The organism is Halobacillus andaensis (assembly GCF_014636475.1).
In the GTDB taxonomy this organism is placed as follows: domain Bacteria; phylum Bacillota; class Bacilli; order Bacillales; family Halobacillaceae; genus Halobacillus_A; species Halobacillus_A andaensis.
Map to the genome: position 1 here is coordinate 124,667 of NZ_BMEL01000002.1, position 17,301 is coordinate 141,967.

The 17,301-nt window shown below is 44.0% G+C and carries 16 protein-coding genes; 9 read left to right on the plus strand and 7 right to left on the minus strand.

The genetic code is table 11. The features are described from left to right. Positions 1–9 precede the first annotated feature (9 nt). Positions 10–663 carry an STM2766 family helicase-associated protein gene (locus IEV27_RS08090; protein ID WP_188376967.1) on the plus strand — a complete coding sequence of 218 codons (654 nt, stop codon included), beginning with the start codon at positions 10–12 and terminating at the stop codon, positions 661–663. 299 nt (positions 664–962) lie between these two features. Further along, positions 963–1,682 (plus strand): UTRA domain-containing protein, encoded by a 720-nt coding sequence (locus IEV27_RS08095; protein ID WP_188376968.1) that lies wholly within the window; start codon positions 963–965, stop codon positions 1,680–1,682. A gap of 49 nt (positions 1,683–1,731) precedes the next feature. Here IEV27_RS08095 and IEV27_RS08100 read toward each other — a convergent pair whose 3' ends face one another. Next, on the minus strand, positions 1,732–3,453 hold the full coding sequence (locus tag IEV27_RS08100; RefSeq protein ID WP_188376969.1) for an amylo-alpha-1,6-glucosidase: 1,722 nt from the start codon (positions 3,451–3,453) through the stop codon (positions 1,732–1,734). Between the two features lie 119 nt (positions 3,454–3,572). On the opposite strand from IEV27_RS08100, the gene IEV27_RS08105 reads away from it, so the two are divergent. Together IEV27_RS08105 and IEV27_RS08110 are read left to right on the plus strand one after the other, a co-directional pair. After that, positions 3,573–4,991: a PTS transporter subunit EIIC gene (locus IEV27_RS08105; RefSeq protein ID WP_188376970.1), complete on the plus strand. Its 1,419-nt coding sequence runs from the start codon at positions 3,573–3,575 to the stop codon at positions 4,989–4,991. Between the two features lie 529 nt (positions 4,992–5,520). Beyond that, on the plus strand, positions 5,521–7,023 hold the full coding sequence (locus IEV27_RS08110; protein WP_188376971.1) for a malate:quinone oxidoreductase: 1,503 nt from the start codon (positions 5,521–5,523) through the stop codon (positions 7,021–7,023). Positions 7,024–7,072: 49 nt separating this feature from the next. Here the strand turns inward: IEV27_RS08110 and IEV27_RS08115 are convergent, their stop codons facing one another. Continuing rightward, the gene (locus tag IEV27_RS08115) at positions 7,073–7,375 is read right to left on the minus strand and encodes a nucleotide pyrophosphohydrolase (protein WP_188376972.1); all 303 of its coding nucleotides are present in this window, start codon (positions 7,373–7,375) and stop codon (positions 7,073–7,075) included. Continuing rightward, complete coding sequence (locus IEV27_RS08120; RefSeq protein ID WP_188376973.1) at positions 7,375–9,015, minus strand: DUF2075 domain-containing protein; 1,641 nt, start codon at positions 9,013–9,015, stop codon at positions 7,375–7,377. The genes IEV27_RS08115 and IEV27_RS08120 overlap by 1 nt, the downstream gene beginning before the upstream one ends. Positions 9,016–9,311: 296 nt before the next feature. Here IEV27_RS08120 and IEV27_RS08125 point away from each other — a divergent pair, with 296 nt between their 5' ends. The 3 genes from IEV27_RS08125 to dnaB are packed head-to-tail and all read left to right on the plus strand — an operon-like array spanning position 9,312 to position 11,628. After that, positions 9,312–10,052 carry a DnaD domain protein gene (locus tag IEV27_RS08125; protein ID WP_188376974.1) on the plus strand — a complete coding sequence of 247 codons (741 nt, stop codon included), beginning with the start codon at positions 9,312–9,314 and terminating at the stop codon, positions 10,050–10,052. After that, entirely contained in the window at positions 10,049–10,375 is a 327-nt protein-coding gene (locus IEV27_RS08130) for a replicative helicase loader/inhibitor (protein WP_188376975.1), read from the plus strand. Before IEV27_RS08125 ends, IEV27_RS08130 begins: the two co-directional genes overlap by 4 nt. Then, positions 10,372–11,628 (plus strand): replicative DNA helicase, encoded by a 1,257-nt coding sequence (dnaB, locus tag IEV27_RS08135; protein ID WP_188376976.1) that lies wholly within the window; start codon positions 10,372–10,374, stop codon positions 11,626–11,628. Before IEV27_RS08130 ends, dnaB begins: the two co-directional genes overlap by 4 nt. A 102-nt stretch (positions 11,629–11,730) precedes the next feature. Here dnaB and IEV27_RS08140 read toward each other — a convergent pair whose 3' ends face one another. Further along, positions 11,731–12,417 (minus strand): DUF421 domain-containing protein, encoded by a 687-nt coding sequence (locus IEV27_RS08140; protein WP_188376977.1) that lies wholly within the window; start codon positions 12,415–12,417, stop codon positions 11,731–11,733. A gap of 210 nt (positions 12,418–12,627) precedes the next feature. Between IEV27_RS08140 and IEV27_RS08145 the strand changes: the two genes are divergently transcribed. After that, positions 12,628–12,951 carry a DUF6438 domain-containing protein gene (locus IEV27_RS08145; RefSeq protein ID WP_444979487.1) on the plus strand — a complete coding sequence of 108 codons (324 nt, stop codon included), beginning with the start codon at positions 12,628–12,630 and terminating at the stop codon, positions 12,949–12,951. A gap of 40 nt (positions 12,952–12,991) precedes the next feature. Here the strand turns inward: IEV27_RS08145 and IEV27_RS08150 are convergent, their stop codons facing one another. The 3 genes from IEV27_RS08150 to IEV27_RS08160 all read right to left on the minus strand — a co-directional run bounded on the left by IEV27_RS08150 (position 12,992) and on the right by IEV27_RS08160 (position 16,654). Then, positions 12,992–14,350: a GntP family permease gene (locus IEV27_RS08150; RefSeq protein ID WP_188376979.1), complete on the minus strand. Its 1,359-nt coding sequence runs from the start codon at positions 14,348–14,350 to the stop codon at positions 12,992–12,994. A 14-nt stretch (positions 14,351–14,364) separates the two neighbouring features. Further along, positions 14,365–15,483: a glycerate kinase family protein gene (locus IEV27_RS08155; RefSeq protein WP_188376980.1), complete on the minus strand. Its 1,119-nt coding sequence runs from the start codon at positions 15,481–15,483 to the stop codon at positions 14,365–14,367. A 118-nt stretch (positions 15,484–15,601) separates the two neighbouring features. Further along, the gene (locus IEV27_RS08160; protein WP_188376981.1) at positions 15,602–16,654 is read right to left on the minus strand and encodes a CdaR family transcriptional regulator; all 1,053 of its coding nucleotides are present in this window, start codon (positions 16,652–16,654) and stop codon (positions 15,602–15,604) included. Positions 16,655–16,989: 335 nt separating this feature from the next. Here IEV27_RS08160 and IEV27_RS08165 point away from each other — a divergent pair, with 335 nt between their 5' ends. Beyond that, positions 16,990–17,241 (plus strand): hypothetical protein, encoded by a 252-nt coding sequence (locus IEV27_RS08165; protein WP_188376982.1) that lies wholly within the window; start codon positions 16,990–16,992, stop codon positions 17,239–17,241. The last annotated feature ends 60 nt before the right edge of the window (positions 17,242–17,301 follow it).

A 17,301-nucleotide genomic window follows, 5' to 3' on the forward strand; every position in this document is an offset into this window, starting at 1 on the left:
ATGTTTATTATGAAAGAGTTTAAAGTGGAAATGACCAGGAGACTAGTTGAGTTAGCCTCAAATCCAATTAGAACTAAAAATAATATTATAATACTATTGCTTGAAGCTATTCCATTACTTACGTATGGTGAACCTTCAGGTAGGCCGACAAAAGAACATGTTATCCTAAGATTCGATAAAATGCAGCGTCTATTTTTTGTTTTGGAAGATAAATATTTTTCTTTTAAATTTCCTTTCAATATTGATACTAGAGAACAACAAATCAACCCTGTAATCTATGATTCTGTTACAGAACTTGAGATAAATGGGAAGAATCTTGCCGCAATTAAATTAGCGTATGAAGAGATTTTTGTAGAAACAGAAAATCAAGGGATTCTTGAGTTAGATTCAGAATTACTTCATATAATGGAAATATTTGAAATGGAGCCAAACAAGGATCATTTGTGGGTGATACTTAAGAATTTATTAAAGTTTGAATCAGGTTACTTACGATATGATTATGATGAAAAACATGAGAATGGAAGATTACATCCATTAAACCATCTAGATATAAATTACTCTTCTGGGAATACATTTAAAATAGGGGTTAATTGTAGAATTAGTTCTGAAATGTTTATTGACATTTTAAATATTAATACGAATAGTTATTATATTTCAGAATAAAAGATATAAATGTAAGAACTTTCCTTTGTGAATCTGGAAGATGAGTAATGGAGAATTCCATTAGATACTTTAAAGTAGCTTATCCAAATGAAAATGTAGAAGTAAAATATATACCTAATATCAATTAATTGCTAATAAAGAGTTTAAGTAAGAGTGTCTGCCCCCTCTCGTTAAAGCAATAACGCAGTGGGGGTCAGTTTAGGTGCTTTTTTTGACCGCCAAACCCAGGTTGCAGTTGGACAAGATCTAATTATATGATTATCGTATACGTACGTCAGGTTTACATATAGGAGGCTGTCATGCCTAGAACAAAGTTTATGGACATTTACGAAGATTTAAAAGACAAAATTGAACGTCATGTATTTGAGTATCAGCAGCTGATCCCCTCAGAAAATATGCTGGTGAAAGAATATAATTGTTCACGGAACACGGTAAGGCGGGCGATCGCAGAGCTTGTTTCTAAGGGTTATCTTCAAACGAAACACGGCAAAGGGGTACGGGTCATTTATCAGGAATTTAAGCAGAATGAATATATGTTCGGAGAAACGGAAACCTTTAAACAGTTTGCTCAGCGAAACGATAAGCAGCATCGCACAGAGGTTGTGCTTTTTGAAGAAGTCATAGCGGACGAACAAATCCAGGAAATTACTTCAATGCCGATAGGTACAACGCTCTACCATTTACAACGAGTTCGTTATCTTGATGGAACCCCGGTGATTATGGATCACAACTATTTTCGGGCTGATGTGGTCAAAGGGTTAACGGTGGAGATCGCTGAAGATTCGATTTATGAATACCTGGAGAGAGAATTAAACCATCGGGTGGTAACGGCGAAGAGGCAGATGATTGTTGAGAAAACAACGCCTCTCGATGAGAAGTATCTTAATTTGGATGGGTATAATTGTGTGGTTGTCGTGACGAGCTATATTTATAACGAGAACGGCGTTATGTTTGAACGCACACAATCACGCCATACACCAGGAAATTTTGTGTTTTTTGATCAAACGCAGCAAAGATAGTAAAAAAGTGTACGTGAATCCCCAAGGGGGAAACTCGTACACTTTTTATTTATTGTTTCTGTCTAGCCGCTAAATGGATGAATACACTGGATGCCCATGTATGGGCTAAGTCTCTTAACCCTTCGCCGGTTTCTGCATGGAATACTTCCGCAAATCCGCTTTGCTTACACATTTTCAAAAATTTCTCCGCCACTTCTGCAGCTAATTCATGTTCGCCGCATTCCTCAAAGGCGTCAATGAAAAGGAGGGTGGTCGGAGCCCAAATGGGTCCTCTCCAGTAAGCATCTTCTTCATAAAAGGGACTGTTGAGGGCCTCTGAAGCGATTCCCCAATCCGTTAAATGCTTATCGCTGCTGAGTTCGTTAATTATATTGTCTCTTGCTTGTTTTGGCAGTTTGTCAGCCAGGATGATAGAGACGAGCGGCAGGATGCTCTGGCTCTCGATGATTTCACCTGTTCTCATGAAGCGGGCTACAGGAAAGTCGTCCACGAGGAAATAGTCGCAGAACTTTTCTGTGACTTTCTTCGATTCTTCTTCCCAGTACGCTTTATCCTTTTGTCGATGCAGCTTGTCAGCCACGATGGCAAGCATATCCATGGATTTAATCAAAAATGCGGTTAAATCCGGGGAGTCGATCACGTCGGCATTTCGGAAAACGGTACTGTTATCCTGTCCCGAATCGTTGCCGTGATGATATTCGCAAATGCCGTCTCCGTTGGAATCTTTATAAGAGAAATAGTAGCTGACATGTGCCTGAATTTGGTTATACATCTGTTCTAGCTGCTCCGTCGTCAGCTCCATGCGTTCCATCATTTTTAATATAAATAGACCTTGAATGGGAGGCTTGGAAAAATTCCAGCGAATCGTTGAATCACTGACGGATCCGGGGATTTGGCCTAGTTCGTCCTGATGATCAAAGAGCAGCTGGAACTGGTCCCAAGCGAGCTGATTATCAACACCTGCTAGTGCTAACCCATTAAACGCGTTGTCCCAGCTCCATACGCCCGGGAAGTTGCTGTTGGACATATAAACGGCTTTTCTTTTTAAAAGCCCCTCTGCATTCACCGTACACGTCCAATTGAGGTAAGCCGCTTCTCTTAATGTCTGCTGATACTCTTGTGGAACAGACGGCTGTTTTGATAAAAATTCTTCAAAATGGCTCGTGCTCTTCTCCAGTGCTTTTTCAAAGCTGTATTCCCGATCGATCGGCACAGCACCGTTGGTGGGAATATCTTCGATGACACATAAGAAATCATCACCCTCAGATTCAATCTGGATGCTGGATAAGTTATCGGCTTTATTTGTGCTGCCGGTGGTGTCCATAAAGACATTCTGCTTTAGAGAAACCGATCCTTTTGGAGCAAAAATCATATACTTTGTCAGGTTTTTGTAACTGTTGACCATACAGTATTCTTCGCTGGGTTTTCCAAGCAGATAATTATATTCAAAATTGTAAACAGGCTGCGTGTCTAAAGAAAGCCCGACACCTTTCCCGCTTCCTTTTACAAAAATCCTTTTATCATCTTCGAAGCAGATCTTCATTTCTCCGCCCTCAAAAGAAATGGAGATCTGGAACTCTTCTGCTTGATACTTGTACTCAACGGGTTCTCCATTTTTTGTAGGAATAATCTTCAAAGCATTCTGGTGCTGCTTCGATTTACCTCTAACAGCGTTTACATACAAACCATCTTTTTCGGCTTTCTCGCTTACCTGATAGGTCAGCGCCATATAAGAACCGAAGTGGCTCATGGGGGTCGTAATTATATCCAAATGACAACACTCCTTACTCGAAATATCTTGACAACAATTTATACTGTACTATAATGAACTTGTTTAAACAAGTAGTTCGTGTCTTTTTAAAACCGATGAAGAAAGTGAGGGATTTTTTTATGAGCTTTAAAGAAAACGTTACCAAAATTATAGAAAATGTAGGTGGCGCCAGTAACGTAAACAGTGCAACACACTGTGTGACGAGGCTGCGTTTGATGCTCGAAGATGAAAGCGCTGTAGATGTTAAGAAATTAGAAGAAAATGATTTAGTTAAAGGAGTTTTCTCTGCGAGCGGGCAGTTTCAAATTATTATCGGTCCCGGCACAGTAGAAAAAGTGTATAACGAATTTATGAAGCAGACGGGTGCAGATGAAGTCAGTAAAGATGAGATGAAAAAGAAGAATGTGGAAAAGGGGAACCTCCTCCAAAAAGGGGTCCGCGTTCTGGCGGATATCTTTATTCCCATCCTCCCGGCAATTGTAGCGGCTGGTTTGCTGCTCGGGTTAAACAACTTATTGGCAAACCCGGGAATCTTTTTTGAAGATCAGTCTTTGTTGGACGTTTATACCGGATGGACAGGTTTTGCTGAATTTATAGCTGTTGTGGCCAACACCGCCTTCACCTTCCTGCCTGTATTAATTACCTGGTCGGCAGCCAGGAAGTTTAACGGGAGCCCGCTGCTCGGTATCGTGCTTGGCCTGCTCTTAGTCCACCCTGACTTAATGTCAGCTTACGCTTATGCTGAGAACCCAGGAGACGTAGAGTATTGGAACATGTTTGGCTGGGAAGTTGCGAAAATTGGTTATCAGGGACAAGTGCTCCCCGTTATCTTTGCTACATGGCTGTTAGTCTGGGCGGAAAGACATTTGAAGAGCTTTATTCCAGGAAACCTGCAAATGATCTTTGTCGCACCGCTTGCCCTTATTTTTGCAGGCCTGCTGACCTTTATCGTTATTGGTCCAATTACGATGACAGGCTCTAATTGGATTACAGATGGCATTCTCTATCTATTTGAAGTATCTCCAGCTTTCGCCGGAGGAGTTTACGGATTCATTTCTGCGCCTCTTGTTATAACAGGTATGCACCACATCTTCCTTGGAGTAAACCTGCAGATGGCCGGAACACTTGGATATGTTACGCTGTGGCCAGTTAGTGAAACGGCTACACTTGCGCAAGGTGCAGCTACGTTAACGATGTTTTTCCTTCTTAAACACAATGTAAAACTGCGTGGGGTATCGTTAACAGCAACAATATCAGCTTGGCTCGGGGTTACAGAGCCTGCGATTTACGGGATTAATCTCCGTTTCCGCTATCCTTTCATTGCTGTCATGATCGGGAGTGCACTCGGAAGTGCCTTCATCGCCTTTCAAGGAGTAAAAGCAACTTCAGTGGGAGTAGGGGGAGTTCTCTCCTTCCTGTCTGTCTATCCTGAACACTGGATTTATTATTTCACTGGGATGGGCATCACGTTTGTGGTTACTGTGGGATTAACATTGTTCTTCTCTAAAGCTAAAATGTTTCACTCTAAGAATGAATAGATTTTTGTAAGGGGTTCCTGCACACCCATGAACAAAATTCTATAGATAGAAATGAACCCTCTAATGAATTACCTGAGAGGGTTCATTTCTAAAAAGTAAGAGAGACCATGACCATATTCGTATGACTCTGGGATAGTCATAGGCAGTTTTCCTGTATATAACGTGATTAAATATTTCCCGGGAAATTGTCGAGACAAGTCGTATAATAGTTACTATTCATTCTTCACTAGTCTTTTCCAGTAAAAATGTACTGAAATTATCTATATAGATCATTGGCAGTGTGACCTCCGATAGAACAGGCACCCCGCCCTTTACTTTTGAATAAGAATTAAGGGAGTTCTTTCTAGGGATCGCAGGCTTCAATCTATTAATGTTCAGTCTCTCACTTTTAACCTAGCTGGAAATAGTTTATAATTTAATTATCAGACAAGAGTGATTTTTAAATCTATAAACCGCTATCACAGAAAAGGTGTATCCAGTGAACGTCTGCATCTTTTCACCAAATTTTTGGATGTAAGGATGGTTAATAATGAGCAACAGAGAAGCAAATACAGATGTGATTTTAATTGGTGCAGGAATTATGAGTGCTACATTGGGATCATTGCTAAAAGAATTAGTGCCAGACTGGAATGTGAAAGTGTTTGAACGGCTTGGAAGTGCGGGAGAAGAAAGCTCTAACGTATGGAATAATGCAGGCACGGGACACGCTGCATTATGTGAGCTGAACTATACACAAGAACATCCAGACGGTTCCATAGATATTACGAAAGCGATTAAAGTCAATGAACAATTTCAAGTGTCTAAACAGTTCTGGTCTTACCTCGTCAACAGTCATATGATCCGTAACCCACAGGAGTTTATCCTGTCTTTGCCTCATATGAGTTTTGTTCAAGGAGAGAAGAACGTTAATTTTCTAAGAAAGCGCTACGAAAAGATGGGGAATCATCCGTTGTTTGAGGATATGGAATTCTCGGATGATCCTGATCAGCTTAAAGAGTGGATTCCACTTATGATGGAGAACCGTACAGTGAATGAACCGATCGCCGCTACCAAAATTGATGCCGGCACAGACGTAAACTTCGGAGACTTAACGCGCAAGTTGTTTGATCACTTAGACAGCAGGGATTTACAGGTCAATTACAAGCATAGCGTGGAAGATATCACGCGCACAGACGATGGCAAGTGGGAAGTCAAAGTGTATGATCTTGAGAATGAAAAAATTGAATACCACACGGCGAACTTCGTCTTCATCGGCGGCGGGGGCGGAAGCCTGCACCTGCTTCAGAAGACGGGTATTCCTGAATCGAAGAATATCGGCGGCTTCCCGGTGAGCGGCCAGTTTATGGTGTGCAACAATCCTGAAGTGATCGAGCAGCATTACGCCAAAGTGTATGGCAAAGCGAAAGTTGGAGCTCCTCCGATGTCGGTGCCGCACCTCGACACACGGTTGATCGACAATAAAACGTCTCTGTTGTTTGGTCCATTTGCCGGATTCTCGCCTAAGTTCTTAAAAACAGGATCGCTTTCCGATTTACTAACCTCGGTGAAAAAGGATAACCTTTTCACGATGATGGCGGCCGGTGTGAAAAACGTATCGCTTACCAAATACTTGATTGAACAAGTGATCCAGTCGAAAGAGCAGCGCATGGAAGAGCTGCGCGAATTTATCCCGAATGCGAAAAGCGAGGATTGGGATTTAGTCACAGCCGGACAGCGCGTGCAGGTGATTAAAGATACGAAAGCAGGAAAAGGAACGCTTCAATTCGGAACCGAAGTGGTGACTGCGTCTGATGGCACGGTCGCTGCCTTACTCGGTGCGTCTCCAGGAGCTTCGACGGCAGTTTCCGTTATGCTTGAAGTACTAGAACGCTGCTTCCCGCAGCACATCAGTGAGTGGGAGCCGAAGATTAAGGAAATGATTCCTTCCTACGGGGTGACTTTAGCGGAACATCCTGAGCTCATCCGTGAAGTGCATGAGACGACGGATCGCGCGCTTAAGTTAGAAGGAGAGAAGTACGCAGAATCGATTTAAAAAACATAAAGGAAGTCTGATTCGCTAAATGGCAAATCAGACTTCCTTTTTATTTTACAGGATATTTTTGTGCGTTTTTCTTTAGCTTCTCATTAACAATATCTTTTACATCTAAATCGAGGTCTGAACAAAGCATGAGGGAATAGATCAACACATCTGCGATTTCTTCCTGGATATTTTCTTTATTTTTCTTAAGAGCGTTTTCGCTGTTTATCCATTGAAAGTCTTCCAGCAGCTCAGCAGCTTCTATAGAAATCGAGATAGCAAGGTCTTTGGGATTGTGGTATTGTCTCCAATCTCTTGCATCCCTGAAGTCATTAATTCGATTGATTATTTCTTGCAGATCGCTCACTAAAACGTCCCCCTGTCTAATGAGATTAGCTTCTTACGCAGTTTTGGATCCGTAGCATAAATATATAAGCCGTAAATGCCGCGCTTCATTAGTACATTGATCGAATTTAAGATAATATCTTCTTTTATGGATTCGTTTTTCTCAAACGAATAGTCCTTGCGGGCAGTGAAGGCACCTTTGTCTTTATATTTCGTAGGATCAATGATTAGTTTATCTTTTACTTCATCGTAGCTCACGGATGGACCTAGAACGACACCGACGTAATTTAAATCAAATCCTTGCACAGTGTAAATTGAACCTACTTCATTTATTGTATTTGGTTCCTCGGCCCATGTAACCTTATCCTGGGTCCGATTCCACGGCATATTAATGCCATCCTTGTCCACGTAATACGTCTTGTTGTCTTTTTTATGTAAATAGTCGAAGGTTGATACAATACGAGAGAGACCGTACTCTTCATTCTTTTTTCGAATGGCCTTTTTAAAACTACCAGCGTCACTAAATATTTTGAATTCAAAGGAGTCCTCTTTCTGTGGAACAGGAAGAAGCTCCTTATTCATAAAACCGTTAATCCACTCCAACGTCTCTTTATTGGCATTCATTCTAAGTTGATCCGTTAGTTCTAACGTTTCGGCCTTGTAGTGATGAGTAATTTCATTAAGAAGGTTATTATTCCAATAGCTTTTTATTTTTAATACTTGTTTAGGATCAAATATGACGATCGTGATCCGGCTTCTTTTAATAATTTCGTCGAGTTGGTTCTGGTAATGAAAGTTATTATACGTATCTTCTTTCGTCAGAAGCAAATGTGCTTCATCTACTAGAGTAATATCTGCTTTTGTATTTGTTTTTGTCTTATTGTTAATGAAAGAGGTGGGTTTCATAAAGTTCTTTTTCTTTAAGTTTGGTAAGCTGCCAGCCATTTGTTGATATGTTTTTAACATTTCTCCGTGGTTAACAAGTAGATAGTTATCTGTGTTATTTAATTTAGAGTTCTTATCATTTGCATAATCCTGTAAAGTATTAAATAAAGAACTCAACAGTACGCTTTTCCCTGTACCTGCGTCTCCTTGAAGAATAAACACCTGTTTCTCCGCTTTTCCTGCGTTTTCCTTACAGAAATTAATAATTTTATTTTTTACATCTATTTGTTGAGGAGATAATTCTTTGTATGGTGATAGTTTGTAAATGTCTTTATTCCTAAGGTTTTCAATGGTGTCTTGTACAATGTTATCTTTGCGGAGTTGTTCCCAAATCTCGTGAAAGAGCTCTTCATTGTAATAATTTTTTTCATAATAATCGTGCATTTCTTTATTGGCTGTCTGGCTGACATTCTGAAGCTGGTAATGATTATCTGCAATAAAGTAGTTAATGAGATTGGATTCAATGTTATATGTGGCAGATTGGTTGAATTTTTCATGACCAATCAGGATGGTATGCTCAAGTTTGTTTCGCTTTTTATTACTTAAGTGATGTTTAAAACGGCGAGCAGCCTGTACGGTTTGGCCAATATAAGCAGAGGGGTTATTTCTTTTATTGTAAAGTATGTACACTATAGGATAGTTGTTTAGGTGGACAGTTTTTACTGTATTTAAGTCATAATTATCGAAAGTTCTTTTTTCAAATATTAGTTCTTTCATCCTTTTAATCTCCTAATTTCAAGGTTTTTTTATCGTAACATAGGTTTTAAGAGAAAGAAATGAACCTCTTTAAGTGTGAATTTGATAGATTATGAAATCACTATACACAAGTTACTTTTCCATCTGGTTATTATCCATAAGTTCTTAAAGTTATCTCTTCATTTTTTACTAAGAATAAACGCTGCTAAAAAAAATTTAAAAAACTTTTCTTTTTTATGACACCACCCCCTGCACTCATTTCGATTATAGAAGTGCAGGGGTTTTTTATGCGCTAAATTTAAGGAGGAAAACGGAAAATGAATTATTTAAAAGAGTTAAACGCGTTTCATGATCAAGTGGATATGGATTCACTGTCGCCATCTGCCATCACTCTTTGGTTGACCTTGATGCAGCTTAACAACAAGACAGGCTGGAAGAAAGAATTTACGCTCCCGGCTTCGGTCGTTTTAGGGAAGTCGAGTTTGCCGGAGACGTCTTTTAAGCGTGCTCGTAAGGAATTGAAGGAGAAGGGATACATTAGGTATACGTCCCTTGGCCGGAACAAAGCACCCGTTTACGAGATGATTTCTAGAGTCATTGAACCTCAAGTGAACGAGGTTGCGGCCCCTCAAGCGGACGGACAGACGGACCATTCCATGGACGAATCGACAGACGCATTATTTAAAAGAAATGAAATGAAAAGAAAAGAGACAGATGAAGAAGGCGCGAGCCCTTCCAACCCTCATGAATTCTACCAGCGAAACATCGGCATTTTGAGTCCTTTCATCGCGGAGCGGATTACGCATTGGTGTGAGGAGATGTCGGATGAACTTGTGATCGAAGCCATGCAGCGGGCACTGAAGCACAATAAGCGTTTTTTTCAGTATTGCGAAGGGATATTAAACCGCTGGCAGTCGCTTGGGGTGAAATCGCTGCATGAGGCGCGTTCGGAGAAGCTGGAAAGCCGGTCGAAAGTGAGACAGAAGGCGGAGCATGGGCAGTCGAAGGAAGAATTTAACGATATTTTTGAAGAGCTGCGAAGGGAGCGCAATGTATGAATTATGATCAAGCCGTTGTAGTGCTGCAGACGATCCGTGAGTTGTATCCAGACAAATTTAAAATAACGAAGACGAAGGCTGAGGTTATAATTCCACAGCTTGAGAAGATGGAGTTTGAATTGGTGAAGAAGAAGCTGTCGGAGTATGCGGGAAAGTACCCGTTTCCACCCACCCTCGCTGATATAGCAGTGTATCCGCCGAGGGAGAACCCCCATCTAGAAAAAATAAAAAAATGGGATCAGGAGGCAGAAGGGGTCAGCGACGAAACGAAGCAGCTGCTTCAGGAGAAATTAGAAGAATTGATAAGGAAGGTGTCTAAATGATTAAAAATCTGGAAGCTGAACAGTCTGTAATCGGAACCATTTTACTTGAAGGGTCGCTTATGAAGGAAGTTACGCTCCTGCCTGAGCATTTTGCGGAGAAGGGGCACGCAGTCATTTTTACCGCGATGAAGAAGATTCATGAGGCAGATGAGCCGATTAACCTGGTCACCGTCACTACCGAACTAAAGGATCATGTAAAATCCGTCGGAGGGGTCAGCTATTTAAGTGACCTCGCCGGCTCTATCCCCTCAACCTCTACCCTCAAACACCACCAGCGCCTCGTTCTCGATGCATACCGCCACCGCAAAACGAAAGAAGCCGCCATCCACTATGCGAAAAGTCCCAGTGATCAGGCGTTTGATGCGTTAGTCCGGCATATGGAAACATTCAGCAGTATGGGAGTGAAAACCGAGGAGCCGACGAAGTATGAGTCTCTTGTGGAAATCGCACGTGATGTTGCTTTCCCGCCTGAAGATGGAATGACTGGGTTTGCAACCGGATATACCGAGCTCGATCATATGACTGGAGGTACTCAGCGCGGCGATCTGATCATTCTCGCAGGTCGACCTTCTATGGGCAAAACCGCTTTTTCCTTAAACCTGGCCGCCCACCATTGTAAGAAGGGAGGGAGTGTCCAGTTGTTCAGCCTCGAAATGGGAACCAAACCACTTCTTCAGCGTTTTATTTCTGCTGAAGCCACGGTGGACGGGCAAAAGTGGCGTTCGTTTAAATTTTCCGATACGGACTGCAGGCACGTAATGGACGCAATCGGTGAAATTGCCCGCTGGCCGCTTGAAGTTCATCAATCCGAACGCACCGTGGGCGACATCCGCGCTAAAGTGAGGGAGATGGTGCAGAAGGATGAAAACGGGAACCACATGATTATCATCGATTATCTCCAGCTCATGAGTACGGCAGGACGTTATGAGCGCCGTGACCTTGAAATCGGCGCTATCACCCGGGAACTGAAGATGCTGGCAGTTGAGCTTAACGTGCCGATTATCCTGTTGTCTCAGCTATCCCGTAGTGTTGAGCAGCGTAAGGACAGACGCCCGCTCATGTCTGACCTTCGTGAATCAGGGAATATCGAGCAGGATGCAGATGTAATTGGCTTTTTGTATCGCGATGATTATTACGACTGGCATAAGGATGAGGGTGAGGTGGAGCTGATTCTGAGCAAACAGCGGAATGGCCCTGTCGGAAATGTGAAGATGAGGTTTAAGAAGGAATTTGGGCAGTTTGTGGAATTATAGGTCCTCGTCAAGGTGGAGGCCATCGGTCAGGCGATTCAGTCTTGATATAAATTTAAAAAGGAAGCCTCAGCTGATTAATGCGGCAGCGAGGCTTCCTTTTTTCTATTGATGGGCATAGTGAGGAATGACCAGCAACCCATCGTTTTCCAACCACTCGGCTAACATCACATCCTCCACCCTTCTCATTCCATTCGTTCTCAAGTGGTCATTCAGCCACTCTCTGTCTTTGTTGATTTCATTTAAATTTTCTTCGATCAGCTCTCCGTCTTTAATCAAAGTGATAGGAAGATAGACAGGGTGAGGGGGCATGTTAAAGTCTTCTAAGGTGGTCTTTTGATATTGTGATTTCTTTAAGATACTGATGGATCCACTTGATTCTATAAAGGCAAAAGCTACTTCACGAATCGAGAAAACTTCGCTTTGGCGAAGTAAGCTTTGTAATTGGTTAAGGTTCATGCGTGCTTTCTTTAACTGCTCAAAGTCAATTTGCCCGTTTCGAATCACCATGATCGGCTGCCCTTCAAAAAAGTGTCTAAATAGTAGTGACTTTTGGGCGAAGTATTCAAATATAAACAGCAGACTTCCCCAGATTATAATGGTATAAACAATATAAATAACAGGTACAGTTTCATCGTAAACGGCATTACCTAATAACTCACTCAGCACGACAGCTGAAATGAAGTGAAAGGGAGTGATTTGATCGATCAGTTTATTACCTAACACACGAATTAGGAAAAAGAGCAGAAGGAAGCCTATGACGAGCTTAATCGATAATTCTAGTATGTCCATCGCTTATTCCTCCCCACAAAACTAGTACTCTATTATTTTCTCCAGAATTTCATTCCGTCATACCTTTTGGAAGCATCTCTTTAGGTGGGAAGGTATTTTTTTGCGTCAAACCTGCAGTGAAAGTCGAATCGTAATATACTATAATCAAATCCTATTAAACTTCCTGAGGAGGATCTTCATGTTCCACAAACTAACCCTTGCACGTACCGGATGCTTTGGCGACTGTCCTGTGTACCAGGTAGAAGTGTTAAGGAATGGCAGGGTGAGCTGGCATGGCAGCTGGATGAGGATCATGTGAAGAAGCTGGCGGCTTTGCTTGAGGAGTTTCAGGTGTGGGACTTTGAGTATGAGGTCAATGGATTTCCGGCGACCGATCTTCCGAGCTGCGTCATTACCGTTATAGACGAAAATGGCGCGGTGAAAGAAATCGATCATTATTTAGGAGATTCGCTGAATGAAATGGAACGGCCGATGACACTTGAGGAGTTTGAAGAGGAGATGGATCGGATCATTGGAACGAAGACTTATATATAAATGGAAAAGTCCAGCTCTCGGCGTGAGAGCTGGACTTTTCTTATACGAAAATGTACCAAAGCACGGATGTCACGGTGATCGCTACAATCCCTTGCAGCAGCGTCCCCATCGTCTGCGCTTTATAGGCCTGTGTAATCGACAGGCCGCTGAATTCTTTCACCACCCAGAAGTAGCTGTCGTTGACGTGAGAGACCACCATGGCTCCTGCGCCGACGGACATGACGACGAGCGCGAGCGGCAGGGCGCCTTCGATGCCGACCTGCGGCAGTAACGGTGCCACGAGTGTGGATGTGATCACGATCGCAGCGGTGGATGAGCCTTGGGCACTTTTTAGTGCAGCTGCGATAATAAATGGAATAAAGATAAACAGGGCTCCTGCAGCGGCATCGTTTTGGGCAATGCCTTCAATGATATCAGCGATGTTTGTCGAGCTGATGACGGAGCCAAAGGCGCCCCCGGCTCCGGTAATGAGCAGAATCGGAGCGGCTTCTTTTAAGCTGATGCCGATCCAGTCGTTCATCGTTTCTTTATCAAACTTCGGAAGCAGCGCGAAGGCGCACAGTACTCCGACAAGCAAGGCCGTCACCGGCGTGCCGAGAAAAAGGAAGAAGCTGAATAAGCCGCCGGACCAGCCGGCAAAGGTGATGATCGAGTTAAAGCTGATCAACGCAATGGGCACGAGGATGGGTGCGAATGATTTAAACGCAGACGGCATTTTGCCGAAGGATTGAACCACTTCTTCATACGTGTAGCCAGCTGCGTCGTCCTCATTTTCTACGTGGATTTTCGTTCCGGCTTTCATCGCCCAGATGTACCCGGCGATGATCGTTGGGATCGCGACGACGACACCGATTAAGATGATGGTGCCTAAGTAATTCTCTGCTCCGATGTTACCTGCAGCGGCAATCGGTCCCGGCGTCGGCGGAACGAGCGTGTGGGTCGCGAACAGGCCGGTCGACAATGCGATCGCCATGGAAGCGACGGTCACTTTCGTTTTGTTCGCAAGCGCTTTCTTTAGTGACGATAAAATAACGTAGCCGGAATCACAAAAGACGGGAATACTGACGATGCTTCCGATCGCGCTCATGGCGAGCTGTGGACGTTTTTCTCCGACGATTCTTAGGACCACTTCTGCCATCCTCAGTGCAGCGCCGGATTTTTCTAAAATGACACCAATGATCGTCCCGAACAAGATGACGAGCCCGATGCTTCCCATTAATCCGCCAAATCCGTCGTTAACGGTTGTGGCGACCTCTTCTAAAGGCATGCCGCTTAAGATGCCAATCGCAAAGGCAGCGATCAGCAGGGAAAGAAACGGATGCAGATTAAACTTGGCAGTGGCAAAAATAACAAATAATACGCCGGCGATAATAACTAAAATAAGTCCAATTCCACTCATGAATACTCCCTCCTTTATTTAATGATCAGCCGGGCAATCTGCCGCGCTGTCTGATAAAGATTATGCTCGGCCTGCTGGATGCATTCTTCGAGAGTTGACGGGCGCTGGAGGATGGAGAAACAGCCGGTAAACAGCTCATTCAGCTCATCTAAATCCTCGCCGAGACTGCCGGATAAAAGAATGACGGGCTTCTCGTGCAGGCGGGCGAGTTCCGCCACGTAACCCGGCGCTTTTCCGTAAACGGTCTGCTCATCGCTCTGGCCTTCACCTGTGAGCACGAGATCAGCCTGTTTAATCGCCTCTTCTAAATCCACAGCTTCAGCGACGAGCCTGGCGCCGGACTGCAGGTGCGCGCCCATCGCTAGAAAAGCAAACCCTAAACCGCCGGCCGCTCCGGCTCCCGGCACTTCGGCTAACTCTTTGTCTAGTTCTTTTTCAACTAGTTGACCGTACGCTTCCAGCGCCTGATCGTAGTCAGCGGTCTGCTGCTTGGAGGCTCCTTTTTGCGGGCCGTACACGTAGCTAGCGCCTCTTGGTCCTGTCAGTGGGTTATCGACGTCGCAGGCGATGCGGATCGTGGCTTCATTAAGCCGGGCATCGAGTCCGGAGAAATCGACTTTTTTAACAGTAAGAAGATCTTTTCCGAACATGCCCGCTTCCTTCCCGTCCGCCGTATACGCCTTCATGCCGAGCGCCTGCAGCATGCCGAGGCCGCCGTCGTTCGTTGAGCTGCCGCCGATCGCGATGATCAAGTCACGCTCACCACGGTCTAACGCGTGACGGATCGCTTCGCCTAACCCGTAGGTCGTGGTCGCATCGGGATTTTGTTTTTCATGAGGAACAAGAGGAAGGCCGGCAATGTTCGCCCCTTCAATGACAGCGCGGCTGTCACCGAGGCTGATATACCAGCTTTCCGAACGCTCTCCAAGCGGACCGGTGCAGGAGAGGGTTACTTTTTCGTGCGCGGTCGCCTGCGTCAGCGCCTCAAGCGTTCCTTCGCCGCCGTCGGCCATCGGTTTAATGATCGGCGTGACTTCAGGTTCTACCGATTGAAACGCCTTGCTCATAATCGTAGAAACCTCGATGGAAGACAGACTTCCTTTATAGGAATCTGGTGCAAATACAACGTTCATTCATCGTCCCTCCAACTATTCGTCTTACTTTCATTTAATAGAAAATAAATGCAGAAAACAATTGATGAAAAAGACAAAAATGAAACCGTTTACTTGTGCAAATGCACAAATAAACGGTTTATAGTGATTCTTTTAACAATATGGTCTTTAGAATGATCGCATCCTGAAACCGGCGGGGGTCAAGTCCTGTTTTTTTACTGAGCTGATCGAGCCGGTAAATGAGCGTGTTTCGATGAATGTGTAAGTCACTCGCGGTAACATTCATTTTCAGGTTGTTGTCAAAAAAGCTCTGCAGCGTCTCAATATAGGAAGCGTCCAGCTCGCGGAGCAGCTGCCTGTATGTTCCGGAGATTTCCTCATACACCGCAGGATCAATATGGTTGATCAGCCGTTCGGTTTTTAAAGAGGCGCTGGACACCACTTCTCCAGGTATGCCGGCCAGATCAATCGCTTCGCTGGCCTGGTGGTAGGACTGACGCAGGCCGCTGATCGAGTACCCCGGCTCACCAATGCCGATCACCACCTCTTCTTCGCCCTCAATTGTCAGCGGCTGATCAGGCAGAGCCGCTACAACGGAATGATTTTCGTACGGCAGGATAAACAGAGGATCAAATGGTTCAAGAGACGAGCGGAGTCTCTCCGCCAGTTCATAGGGCTGGCTCGTTTGATAGACGACGACCTGCCACGGCTTGTGAATCTCGACCTGCAGCGTATAGACGGCTTCGCGCGCTAATTCTTTGGTATCAACGTCTGTAGGGTGCAGCAGCCGCTGCAGCCAATGGTTCCACTGCCGCTCTTGAAAAAAAGCTTCTTTCTGAAGACGCATTTGATCAAGCGTAATTTCCACCGACCCCTGTGTCATCCTTGCTGCCTGCATCACATCATCCGGTTTCCCAGTCAATCCAACGACGCCCGCAAGTTCGCCGTGGTGGAAGATCGGCAGGTTGACTCCCGGCTTTACGTTAGAAAAATCATCGGCGTTTCCGTTTGTGATGATGTTGGGCTGCTGTGATTGGATCACGGCCTTCGCTCCGCCGTGAAGCTGATGCAGACGCGAGGGATCGGTACTTGCGACAATTTTTCCGTGCGGATTCATCAGGTTGATTGGAACGTCGATGTATTTTGATAAGCGGCGGATAATTTCCTGTCCTAATTTTTCAGTCAATTCCATAAAGGACGCTCCTTTTTTGTTCTATCTTAACAGATATATACCGCGGTACCAGGAATCTTTTTTACTGCCTCTGACCGCTGTTTGTCTCTCGGTACCTGGTACCGTTTAAAAAAGACCCGGTCGGAAAGGCTGGTTTCCATAAAAAACCATAGGCAGATGGTGGGGTGTGAACAAGCAGCAGCAGGGCATCCTTCCTCCTTTTTTATCTGTAAATTAGTCATAAAATACTGTTATTCAGCAAATACGGGAGAAGTTGTGTTAATTTTCAGAAAAATATGATACCGTGTAACTAGAATTATTTGACATTTTGAAGAATAGCTCGGGAGGAGGATAAAATGGAGGCAGTTCTTAATAATATCCAGATTACGTTACTTGGGTGGTTTTACGCTTTAAAAAATCAACTCGAAGAAAAACATCATGATGTCGTCGAAAACAAATGGATCATTTGGGTCGTGGTGTTAATTGCAGTAATCGGGGGGATTGGCTACGCGTATTACTGTACAAGCAAAGGGTACAGCTTCTCCGGTCAGGTCAGGTGGAATTGGCCTAGAGTGTGGGATATTGGCATAGGGTGTACACCGAATTAAATTAAACTAACGAGCTATTCTTCAAAATGCAATTCGATTACTTTCGATTAGGGTTGAATC